Below are 11,378 nucleotides of genomic sequence, written 5' to 3'. Positions count from 1 at the left end.
GGCACGTCCCCCGCCCAGCCCGGCCCCGGGCGGGGGCACGCGCCCCCGCTCAGCCCGGCGCGACGAACCCCGACTCGTACGCGGCGATAACCGCCTGCGTGCGGTCGCGCGCGCCCAGCTTCGCCAGCACCGCGCTCACATGCGTCTTCACCGTCTCCGTGCCGACCGTCAGCCGCTGCGCGATCTCCGCGTTCGACAGCCCACGCGCCATCAGCCGCAGCACCGCCGCCTCGCGTTCGGTCAGCGCGGCCCGCTCCATCGCGGCGCGGGCCGCCCCGCTCCCGTACTCCGCCGCCAGCGCGCGCACCGCCGCCGGGAAGAGCAGCGTCTCGCCCTCCGCGACCAGCCGCACGGCATGCACGATCTCCGCCGGCCGGGCCCGCTTCAGCAGAAATCCGTCGGCGCCCGCGCGCAGCGCCTCGTACACGTACTCGTCGTTCTCGAAGGTCGTGATGACCACGATCTTCGGCGGGTCGGCGACGGTGCGCAGCACCGCGCGGGTGGCCTCGATCCCGTCGAGCAGCGGCATCCGGACATCCATCGCCACCACATCGGGACGCAGTTGCCGCACCAGCGGGATCACCGAGGCGCCGTCGGCGGCCTCGCCGACCACCTCGATATCGGGCTGGGCCGCCAGCACGGCCCGCAGACCGGCCCGTACGAGGGGTTCGTCATCGACAAGGAGTACACGGATGGCCACGTGGCCAGGGTAGGCGGCCGGGCCGGAGCCCACTCCTCCAGTGACGTGTGAACATCACATTGCCGTACCGCGACGGTGGAGCGGACCGGCCGATACTGGGCCGATCATGACGGGCCGGGACGGGCGGGGGCGCATCGATGGAGTGGTGGACGCTGCTCGGCGGCCTCGCCGCCGGGCTGCTCATCGCCGTGGTCACGGCCCCCGTCGGGGTCTCCGGGGCGGTCTTCCTCCTCCCCGTCCAGCTGAGCGTCTTCGCGGTGCCCAACCCGGCGGTCACCCCCACCAATCTGCTCTACAACGTCGTCGCCGGGCCCGGCGCCCTCTGGCGCCACCGGAGCGGCGGCGCGCTCCGCACCCCGCTCACCCGGCGCCTCGTGGCCGGCACCCTCCCCGGGGTGGTCATCGGCGCGGTCGTCCGGGTCTTCGCCCTGCCCGGCCCCGAGGTCTTCCGCGTCCTGATCGCGGCCCTGCTGCTCCCGCTCGGGACCTGGCTCTGCTTCCGCACCCTCCGCCCCGCGCGCGGCGCCGGACCCGCCGCCGAACCGTCCCCGCGCGCCCTCTCCGCCCTCGCCCTGGCGGTCGGTGTCATCGGCGGCATCTACGGCATCGGCGGCGGCTCCCTCCTCGGGCCGGTCCTGGTCGGCAGGGGCCTGCCCGTCGCCCGGGTCGCCCCGGCGGCGCTCGCCGCCACCTTCGTCACCTCCGTGGCGGGCGCGGTCACCTACGCCCTGCTCTCCCTCGGCAGCGGCGGCGAGGTGGCCCCGGACTGGCCCCTCGGCCTGGCCTGCGGCATCGGCGGTCTGATCGGCGGCTATCTCGGCGCCCGCCTCCAGCCCCGTCTCCCCGAGACCGCCCTGCGGCTGCTGCTGGGGACCATCGCGGCCGGTCTCGGCGTTCTGTACCTGCCGCGCTGAGCGGCCGGACGCGGGCGGGGTGCCCGCGCCGTTCACGCGGGGGAGGCCGGCCGGATCACGCGGGGTACGGGCGGGCCTGCGCCGTTCACGCCGGGTACGGGCCGGGTACGGGGGTGGGCGCCGCTCAGGCCGGGTACGGGCCCGGGCGGCCGTGCAGCCACTCCCGGAGCACCCCGTAATCCGCGTCGGTCAGGCCCCGGCGCGGGTCGACCCGGTGGAGCAGGGCGGTGCCCGGGTGATGGGCCCGGACCCACCGCCGGTCGGTGCCGGTGATCTCGTCGTCCACCCAGATGAAGGGGCGGCCGGCCGCCCAGGCGACCAGGGGGCGGGTCTTCCAGTGCAGTCCGCGCGGCCGGTACCGCTCCGCCGGGCCGCCCGCGCCCGCCTCCGCGTCCTGCCAGATCACCACCGGCAGCCTCGGCAGCCCGAGCCGGGGCGCGATCACGTCATTCGCCTCCGCCATCCAGGTCGTCGCCCAGACCAGCTCGCACGGCAGCGCCGCCAGCCTGCGTCCGTGATCGGGATTGATCCTGGCCAGCAGCGGGTTGGCGGTCTCGTCATCCGGGCGGCCGGGGGCCGGCGGGTGGACCGGGTGCCCGCCCGGGGAATCGTCGGGCGGCGGGCCGAAGGGGATGAGCGGGCCGTCGACATCGAGGAAGAGCAGCGGGCGCGCGGCGGATTCGGGCATGGGCCGACACGATAGCGGCGCGACGGCCGCCTTCCCGGGAGAACACCGGCCTTGCCCCGGGCCGGCGGTACGGGGCGCCGGGGCGGGTCCCGGCCGGCCCGGCGGATGGCGGCCCGGAAGCGGTTCGGGGGGTGATCCGGGGGTGATCCGGGGGCGGTTGGAGGGGATCCGGGGGCGGCCGGAGTCTGCGGGGAGCGGGCGTCGCCCCGGGCCCGTCGCGCCCCCGGGCCCCTCGGCCCGTCGCGCCCGCCCCCTCATCCCGGGCCCGTCAGCGGCAGCCCCACCCGTACCCGCCACTCGCCCTCGTACGGGCCCGTCGTCGCCTCCCCGCCCAGCAGGGTGGCCCGTTCGCGTATCCCGCGCAGCCCGCTGTCCCGGAGGGACGAACCGCCCGGCGGCGGCGGGTGCGGCAGGGGGTTGCCCACCTCCAGCTCCAGCCGGCCGTCCGCGACCGCGATCCGCACCCGGGCCGGGACCGGGCCCGCATGGCGCAGCACATTGGTCAGGGCCTCCTGGACGATGCGGTAGCCCTCCCGGGAGACGGGTCCCGGGACCTCGGAGAGCGCGCCCGTGATCTGCGCGTCGATCTCGGCCCCGGCCGCCCGTGCCGACTCCAGCAGCCGGTCCGTCTCGGTCAGGGTCGGGCGCGCGGTTCTCGGCCGGCCCGGCTCGCGGAGCACCAGCAGCATCCGCTCCAGATCCTCCAGGGCCGCCCGGCCCGTCTCCTCGATCGCGCTCAGCGCCCGGTCGGTGAAGTCCGGATCGCCCGCCGCCCGCGCCGCGCCCGCCTGCACCACCGCGACGGTGAGGGCGTGTCCGATCGAGTCATGGAGCTCCCGGGCGATGCGGTTGCGCTCCAGCAGCTGCTCGGTGCGCTCCTCCAGCGCGGCCAGCCGCTCCTGCGCGGAGGGGCCGAGCAGCCGCCGGGCGATCACGGTGATCAGCTCGCCGATCCCGACGACGACCGCGAGCAGGGCGACCACGGGCAGGGGCACCAGCAGCGCGTACCACCAGTGGCCGCCCGGCAGTTCGAGGACCGAGGTCCGGCCGTCACCGCCGCCGGACGCCACCGCCAGATCGACGGCGAGGGCCGGCAACTGGATGGTGAGCATGCCCACCAGGTTGCCCAGGAGCAGCCGGATCTCCAGCCACAGGACCGTACGCCAGCGGTCGCCCCAGGTCACCGAGGACGCGGCGGCGATCCCCGACGACGGGTCCTTGAAGCCGTGCGGGGTGAGCAGCAGCCGGGCCTGAAGCCCCTCCACCAGCCGCACCGCCGGGACGAAGCCCGCGAAGAAGAGCAGCACCGGCGGGACCCACATCTTGCCGTCGTCGATGAAGATCCACATGCCGACGATGACGACACTGATGAACAGATGCAGCCAGCGGGTGTAGGTGACCGAGCGGGCCAGGGGCCGCAGGAGGGCGGGCAGTCGGGGCATACCGCGATCCTGTCAGTCCGGCCCGGCCGCCCTCCTCCCCCGCGCGGGGGAGCGGGACTCCCCGGCCGGGGGAGGCGGGCGGGCCCTCGCGGCGGCGAGGCTGAGGCCATGACCAGCATCGACGTTCAGAACCTCACCAAGGAGTACGGCGGCCGGCGGGCCGTGGACGAGCTCACCTTCCAGGTGCTGCCCGGCCGGGTCACCGGTTTTCTCGGCCCCAACGGCGCGGGCAAGTCCACCACCATGCGGCTCGTCCTCGGCCTGGACCGGCCCACTTCCGGCACGGTGACGGTCGGCGGAAGGGCGTACGCCGATCTCCCCGACCCGCTGCGCGAGGTCGGTGCGCTGCTCGACGCGCAGGCAGCCCTGGGCTCCCGCACCGGCCGCGCCCATCTGCGGATCCTCGCGGCGGCGGGCCGGATTCCGGAGCGCCGGGTGGACGAGGTGCTGGAGCAGACCGGGATGGCGAGCGCGGCGGGACGCCGGATCCGCACGTACTCCCTCGGCATGCGCCAGCGTCTGGGGATCGCCGCCGCTCTCCTCGGCGACCCGCGCGTACTGCTGCTGGACGAGCCGGCCAACGGGCTCGACCCGCAGGGGATCATCTGGATCCGTGAGCTGCTGCGCGAACTGGCCGGGGACGGCCGGGCGGTGCTGGTCTCCAGCCATCTGATGGGGGAGACCGCCTCCTTCGCGGACCATCTGGTGGTGCTCGGCCGGGGGCGTCTCCTCGCTGACACCGGGACGGACGACTTCATCGAGACCTGGACCACCCGCAGCGTCCGGCTCCGCACCACCGAGGGGGAGCGGCTGCGCGCCGCGCTGCGGGCCCGGGGACACGAGGCCGTGTGGCAGGAGGACGGAAGTTGGACTGTCGAGGGCGCGCGGGTCACGGACATCGGTCCGGTCGCCGCCCGCGAGGGCATCCCGATTCTCGAACTGGCCGGGGACGAGCCCTCGCTGGAGCAGGCGTATCTCGCCCTGACGGCGGGCGAGGCCGAGTACACCACCACCGCCCAGGAGGCATGACCATGTCCATCGCATCCGCCCCCGCCACGACGGCGGCCCGGCCCTCCTTCCCCGCCGTGTTCGGCTCCGCGCTCCGGTCCGAGTGGCGGAAGATCGTCTCCGTGCCGTCCCAGTGCGTCGCCCTGGTGGCCGTCCTCGCCGCCGGTGTCGGCTTCTCGCTGCTGATGAGCGGGACCTTCACCGCGCGGGACATGGCGGAGCCGGGGTTCGATCCGGTGCGCTCCGCCTTCTACGGGCTGAACTTCGCGCAGATCGGCGCGCTCTGCTTCGGCGCGGTCGCGGTGGCGGGGGAGTACCGCAACCACGCGATCCGGGTCTCCCTCGCGGCGGTGCCGCGCCGGGGTGTCCTCTACGGCGCGAAGATCACGGTCATCGGCGGGGTGCTGCTGGCCGTGGGCCTGCTGACCGCGATCGTCTGTCATGTGACGGGCCAGACGCTGATGGGTACGGGCGGTGTCGCCCTGACCGATCCGGTGGCACTCCGCGCGGTGCTGGGCTTCACCGTCCATCTGGCGCTGATGGGGCTCTTCGCGGCCGGGGTGGGCATGGTGCTGCGCAGTGCCCCGGGCACGATCGGGATCCTGGTCCCGGTGCTCTTCATGCTCTCCTTCGTCTTCGGCGACCTGGACGAGGGTGCCGGACCGGCCGACTTCCTGCCCGACCGCGCCGGGCAGCAGATGCTCCTCCAGGAGCCGACGGGTCCGCTCGGCCCGTGGAGCGGCCTCGGGGTGCTGGTGCTGTGGGCGGCGGCGGTGCTCTGGGCGGGATGGTGGGCCCTCAGGCGCCGGGACGCGTGAGGACACGAGAGCACCGGGCACGGGAGGCGTACGGGGCCGGGGCACGGGAGGGGCGCGGGCACGGGAGGGGGTGCGGGCTCGGGAGGGGGTGCGGGCGAGTGGGGGCGCGGGCGAGTGGGGGTGCGGGCACGGGAGGGGGCGCGGGCGGGTGGCGCGCGGGCCCTTCGCACGGCCGGGGGCGTACGCCGGTCACCGCTCGGTAACCATTCCCCGTCCCCCGTATAACGTCATACAACCATCCCGGCCCCCATGAGTCAGGAACGGCGGGTGCGCACCCATGGCGCACCCCCCGACAGCTACAGGGGACGGGGAAACCCTTCATGACTCACCACCGAATATCCGGCTCGGCCGCGCGTCGCCGCGTCGCCGCCGCGGTGCTCGCCGGTGCCGTGCTCGCGCCGGTCGCCGTGGGCACCACGCCCGCGGTCGCCGCCACAGCCCCCAAGGTCGTCTGTGTCTCCAAGGACCCGGCACTCGCGGCCAAGCTCCAGACCGGGATCACCGCCGCGCTCAAGAACCGGAAGGGCACCATCGCCCTCCAGTTCGACGACCCGGCCACCAAGACGACCTGTACGCTCCGCGCGGCCACCAAGTTCGACTCGGCCAGCGTCGTCAAGGCCACCGTGCTCGGCGCCCTCCTGCTGGAGGCGGAGAAGCAGAAACGATCCCTCACCACCCGTGAGAAGTCCCTGGCCAAGGCCATGATCACCAAGTCGGACAACGCCTCCACCAGCGCCCTGTGGAAGCAGCTCGGCCTGACCAAGATCAAGCGCTTCCTCAAGGGCGCGCTGATGACCGACACCGTCCCGGGCGCCGGCGGCTACTGGGGGCTCACCCAGATCACCGCGCGCGACCAGCAGAAACTGCTGGACCGGCTGACCAAGAAGAACGGCCTGCTCACCGACGCCAACCGGGCGTACGCCCTCAAGCTGATGAACGAGGTCGTCCCCTCGCAGCGCTGGGGCACCCCGGCCGGCGCCCCCACCGCGCTGAAGATCCAGGTCAAGAACGGCTGGCTGCCCCGCGCCACCCACGGCTGGCGGGTCCACAGCATCGGCGCCTTCACCAAGGACACCACCCGTTACTCGATGACCGTCCTCACCCATGGCAACAAGACCATGCAGGACGGCGTCAACAGCATCCAGGCGGTGGCCCGCGCCATCCACAAGGGGATCACCCCCAAGGCCGCCGCGCGCACCCTCTTCGTGCCGCCCGCGGTGCCGACCGGGGCCGTCCCGCCCACCCCCGAGTGCGACGGAATGAACACCGTTTCGGCCACTGACTGAACCAGCCGAATTGTTGCGGCGGGATGAAATCCGCACGCAGACGCGTTGGTGCCTTCCGAGCGGGGCGAATATCGGGAGGCACCACGTGGCGGTGGCAGAGCAGGACGCGACACCGGCGAAAGCCGGGGCGGGGGCGGCGCGCGAGGCGCCGGCGGAGCGCGGCGGCTGGGCCCGCCGGCTCACCGGATACGCCTGGCGGTACCGGCGCAATTCACTCCTCGCACTCGGATCGTCACTCGTCGGCATGGGCGTTCTGGCGCTCATCCCGCTGATCACCAAGGTCGTCATCGACGATGTGATCGGCACGAGGACCCGCTCCCTGGCGGTCTGGACCGGCGTCCTCATAGCCGCCGCCGTCGTCGTCTATCTGCTCACCTATATACGCCGCTACTACGGCGGCCGGCTCGCCCTCGACGTCCAGCACGATCTGCGGACCGAGATGTTCGCGACCATCACCCGGCTCGACGGCCGCCGCCAGGACGAACTCTCCACCGGACAGGTCGTCGGCCGCGCCACCAGCGACCTCCAGCTGATCCAGAGCCTGCTCTTCATGCTCCCGATGACCGTCGGGAACTTCCTCCTCTTCCTCATCTCCCTCGTGGTCATGGCGTGGCTCTCGCTGCCGCTCACCCTGATCGCCCTCGCCGTCGCCCCCGCCGTCTGGTGGATCGCCCGGCGCAGCCGCACCCGGCTGCATCCCGCCACCTGGTACGCCCAGAGCCGGGCCGCCGCCGTCGCCGGGGTCGTGGACGGCGCCGTCTCCGGCGTCCGGGTCGTCAAGGGCTTCGGCCAGGAGGAGCAGGAAGCCGCCAAACTCCGCGAGGCGGGCCGGCAGCTCTTCGCCGGACGGCTGCGCACCATCAAGCTGAACTCCCGCTACACCCCCGCCCTCCAGTCCGTCCCCGCCATCGGCCAGGTCGCCATGCTCGCGGTCGGCGGCTGGCTCGCCACCCGGCAGCAGATCAGCCTCGGCACCTTCGTCGCCTTCTCCGCCTACCTCGCCCAGCTCGTCGGCCCGGTCCGGATGCTCGCCATGGTCCTCACCGTCGGCCAGCAGGCCCGGGCCGGCGTCGACCGCGTACTCCAGCTCATCGACACCGAACCCACGATGAAGGACGGCACCAGGGAACTCCCCGCCGACGCCCCCGCCACCGTCGAATTCGACTCCGTCACCTTCGGCTACGACCCCGCCCGCCCGGTGCTCGACGGCTTCTCGCTGGAGATCGGCGAGGGCGAGACCGTCGCCGTGGTCGGCGCATCCGGCAGCGGCAAGTCCACCGTTTCGCTGCTGCTGCCCCGCTTCTACGACGTGGACGCCGGCGCGGTCCTCGTCGGCGGCCACGATGTGCGCGAGCTGACCACGGATTCGCTGCGGGCCGCGATCGGCCTCGTCCCCGAGGACAGCTTCCTCTTCTCCGACACCATCCGCGCCAACATCGCCTACGGAAAGCCCGGGGCGAGCGACGAGGAGATCACCACCGCCGCCCGCGCCGCCCAGGCGGACCGCTTCATCGCGGAGCTCCCGCACGGCTATGACACCAAGGTCGGCGAACACGGCCTCACCCTCTCCGGCGGCCAGCGCCAGCGCGTCGCACTCGCCCGCGCCATCCTCACCGACCCCCGGCTGCTGCTGCTGGACGACGCCACCTCCGCCATCGACGCCCGGGTCGAGCACGAGATCCACGAGGCGCTGCGCACCGTGATGGCGGGCCGCACCACCCTGCTCATCGCCCACCGGCGCTCGACCCTCAATCTCGCCGACCGGATCGCCGTCCTCGACGGCGGCCGGCTCGCCGACATCGGCACCCACGACGAGCTGACGGCCCGCTCACCCCTCTACCGCAAGCTGCTCACCGACCCCGAGGAGCTGGGCGCGGTCTCCCCGGGCCATGCCACCGCCCTGGAGGCGGCCGGTCCGCCGGCCGACGACGCCCGTACGGTACGGGCCGAGCTGGACGCGGAGTTCGACGCCGAACAGGGCATCACCCCCCGGCTCTGGGCCCGCGAGGAGAGCGCGGCCGGCGGCAAGAACCCCGGCGCCGCCGCCCCCGACGCGACCCCCGAACTGCTCGCCCTGGTCGCGGCGCTGCCCCCGGCCGACGACACCCCGCAGATCGACGAGGCGCGGGCGGTGCGCCCGGTGCCCGCGCCCTCCCCGGCCGGGAAGGACCGCCGCAACCGCGGCCTGCGGCTGCTGCTGGGCGGCTTCGGCGCACCGCTCCTCATCAGCCTGCTGCTGGTCACCGTCGACGCCGGCATGGGCCTGCTGCTGCCCGTCCTCATCCGGTACGGCATCGACCAGGGCGTCGAACAGGCCGCGCTCGCCGCCGTCTGGGCCGCCTCCGCGGTCGCGCTGGTCACCGTACTGGTGCAGTGGGCCGCGCAGACCGGCGAGATCCGCAAGACCGGCCGCACCGGTGAGCGGGTGCTGTACTCCGTACGCCTGCGGATCTTCGCCCAGCTCCAGCGGCTCGGGCTCGACTACTACGAACGCGAGCTCACCGGCCGGATCATGACCCGGATGACGACGGATGTCGACGCGCTGTCGACCTTCCTCCAGACGGGCCTGGTCACCGCCTTCGTCTCGCTCGTCACCTTCAGCGGCATCATGGTGGCCCTGATCGTGATCGATCTCCATCTGGCGCTGGTGGTCTTCGCCACCCTGCCGGTACTGATCATCGGTACGTACTACTTCCGCCGCCAGAGCGTGAAGGCGTATGAACTCGCCCGTGACCGGGTGAGCGTGGTCAACTCCGACCTCCAGGAGTCCGTCTCCGGGCTGCGGATCGTGCAGGCGTTCCGCCGCGAGGGCGACGCCAACCACCGGTACGTCACCGGCAGCGACAGCTACCGCTCGGCCCGCGTCCGCGGTCAGTGGCTGATCTCGGTCTACTTCCCCTTCGTCCAGCTGCTCTCCTCCGTCGCCGCCGCGGCGGTGATGATCGTCGGAGCGGGCCGGATCGACGCGGGCACCCTCACCACCGGTGCGCTGGTCGCCTATCTCCTCTACATCGAGCTCTTCTTCGCCCCGGTGCAGCAGCTCTCGCAGGTCTTCGACGGCTATCAGCAGGCCGCCGTCTCGCTCAAGCGGATCCAGCAGCTGCTGGAGGAGCCCACCTCGACCGCCGCCGCGGAGCGGCCCGCCGCGGTGCGCGAACTCAGCGGCGAGATCGCCTTCGAGGGCGTCGACTTCGCGTACGGGGACGAGGGCGGGGCCGCGCTCAGCGGAGTGCGGCTGCGGATACCGGCCGGGCAGACCGTCGCCTTCGTCGGCGAGACCGGCGCCGGCAAGTCGACCCTGGTGAAGCTGGTCGCCCGGTTCTACGACCCGACCCGGGGCCGGGTCACCGTGGACGGCCGTGATCTGCGCGAACTGGACATGACCGAGTACCGGCACCGGCTCGGCGTGGTGCCCCAGGAGGCGTACCTCTTCGAGGGCACGGTCCGGGACGCCATCGCCTACGGCCGCCCCGGCGCCGGCGACGCGGAGGTGGAGGCGGCGGCGCGGGCGGTCGGCGCCCACGACATGATCGCCACGCTCGACGGCGGATATCTGCACGCGGTCTCGGAGCGCGGGCGCAATCTCTCGGCGGGCCAGCGGCAGCTGATCGCGCTGGCGCGGGCGGAGCTGGTGGACCCGGACATCCTGCTGCTGGACGAGGCGACCGCGGCGCTCGATCTCGCCACCGAGGCCCAGGTCAACCAGGCCACCGACCGCCTGACCGGCCGCCGCACCACCCTGGTGGTGGCCCACCGGCTCACCACGGCGGCCCGCGCCGACCGGGTGGTGGTGATGGCCGGCGGTCGGGTCGCCGAGGACGGCACCCATGACGAACTCCTGGCCAGGGACGGGCGGTACGCCACGCTCTGGCGCACCTTCATCGGCGAGGACGAGCCGGCGGTGCGGGTGGTGAGCTGAGCGGGGCGCCCTCGGCCGGGGTGCGGGGCCGCGGGGGCGCCGCTCCCGGGCCCGTGGCCGCGCGCCGGTGAGTGGCCGGCGGTCCGGGACGGCTCGGGGTGCGACGGTTGTTCCCACCGCGCCCGCCGGCCGGTGTTCCGGCGCTGTACGGGTACGTCCTCCGGGACAGCCGGGCGGCCTCCGCCGGCCGGTGTTCCGGCCCGAGCCCGGCCTGCCCCGGGTACGCCCGCCGGCCGGTGTTCCTGCGCCGTACGGGGTTACGCCCCCGGGTACGCCCGCCGTACGGGGTTACGCCCCCGGGTACGCCCGCCGTACGGGGTTACGCCCCCGGGACCCACGGTGCGCCCGGTTGCCGGCATTCCGGTGCGGCCGGGTGTGCCCACGCCCCTCCCGGCCGCGCGTGGAGGCCGGCGGTCCCGCGGCGTCCCCGGGCCCCGGGCCGACCCCCCTCCGCGCCCCCGTCGCGCAGCCGTCACGCCCCCGCCGCGTACCGCCGCGGGAGAGACCTGCCGCCGAACTGCCGGTTCCGGCCCACCCGGCGCCATCCAACCCCCCGGATGGCGCCATTTCCATTGCCGTGCGCCGGAAGTGACAACCAATCGG

The 11,378-nt window shown here is 74.0% G+C and carries 8 protein-coding genes; 5 read left to right on the top strand and 3 right to left on the bottom strand.

Translation table 11 applies throughout. The features are described 5' to 3' along the window. Positions 1-49 precede the first annotated feature (49 nt). Positions 50-700 (bottom strand): response regulator transcription factor, encoded by a 651-nt coding sequence (locus AAFN69_RS08975; protein ID WP_347727812.1) that lies wholly within the window; start codon positions 698-700, stop codon positions 50-52. A 137-nt stretch (positions 701-837) separates the two neighbouring features. Between AAFN69_RS08975 and AAFN69_RS08970 the strand changes: the two genes are divergently transcribed. Further along, a complete protein-coding gene (locus tag AAFN69_RS08970) occupies positions 838-1,614 on the top strand; it encodes a sulfite exporter TauE/SafE family protein (RefSeq protein ID WP_347727811.1) in 777 nt (258 codons plus the stop codon). A 124-nt stretch (positions 1,615-1,738) separates the two neighbouring features. Here AAFN69_RS08970 and AAFN69_RS08965 read toward each other — a convergent pair whose 3' ends face one another. Next, positions 1,739-2,302, bottom strand: coding sequence for an HAD domain-containing protein (locus AAFN69_RS08965; protein WP_347727810.1), 564 nt, complete (start codon positions 2,300-2,302; stop codon positions 1,739-1,741). 254 nt (positions 2,303-2,556) lie between these two features. Then, positions 2,557-3,735: a histidine kinase gene (locus AAFN69_RS08960; RefSeq protein WP_347728093.1), complete on the bottom strand. Its 1,179-nt coding sequence runs from the start codon at positions 3,733-3,735 to the stop codon at positions 2,557-2,559. Positions 3,736-3,852: 117 nt separating this feature from the next. Between AAFN69_RS08960 and AAFN69_RS08955 the strand changes: the two genes are divergently transcribed. The 4 genes from AAFN69_RS08955 to AAFN69_RS08940 all read left to right on the top strand — a co-directional run bounded on the left by AAFN69_RS08955 (position 3,853) and on the right by AAFN69_RS08940 (position 10,775). After that, complete coding sequence (locus tag AAFN69_RS08955) at positions 3,853-4,773, top strand: ATP-binding cassette domain-containing protein (protein WP_347727809.1); 921 nt, start codon at positions 3,853-3,855, stop codon at positions 4,771-4,773. 2 nt (positions 4,774-4,775) lie between these two features. Further along, positions 4,776-5,570 (top strand): ABC transporter permease, encoded by a 795-nt coding sequence (locus AAFN69_RS08950; RefSeq protein WP_347727808.1) that lies wholly within the window; start codon positions 4,776-4,778, stop codon positions 5,568-5,570. A 320-nt stretch (positions 5,571-5,890) separates the two neighbouring features. Further along, the gene (locus AAFN69_RS08945) at positions 5,891-6,856 is read left to right on the top strand and encodes a serine hydrolase (protein WP_347727807.1); all 966 of its coding nucleotides are present in this window, start codon (positions 5,891-5,893) and stop codon (positions 6,854-6,856) included. A gap of 91 nt (positions 6,857-6,947) precedes the next feature. Further along, complete coding sequence (locus AAFN69_RS08940; RefSeq protein WP_347727806.1) at positions 6,948-10,775, top strand: ABC transporter ATP-binding protein; 3,828 nt, start codon at positions 6,948-6,950, stop codon at positions 10,773-10,775. Positions 10,776-11,378 lie beyond the last annotated feature (603 nt).

The sequence above is a fragment of the Streptomyces sp. CAU 1734 genome (genome assembly GCF_039888735.1).
Taxonomy (GTDB): Bacteria; Actinomycetota; Actinomycetes; order Streptomycetales; family Streptomycetaceae; genus Streptomyces.
Note: the sequence above shows the minus strand (reverse complement) of the source record. Positions and strands in the feature narration are given on the sequence as shown.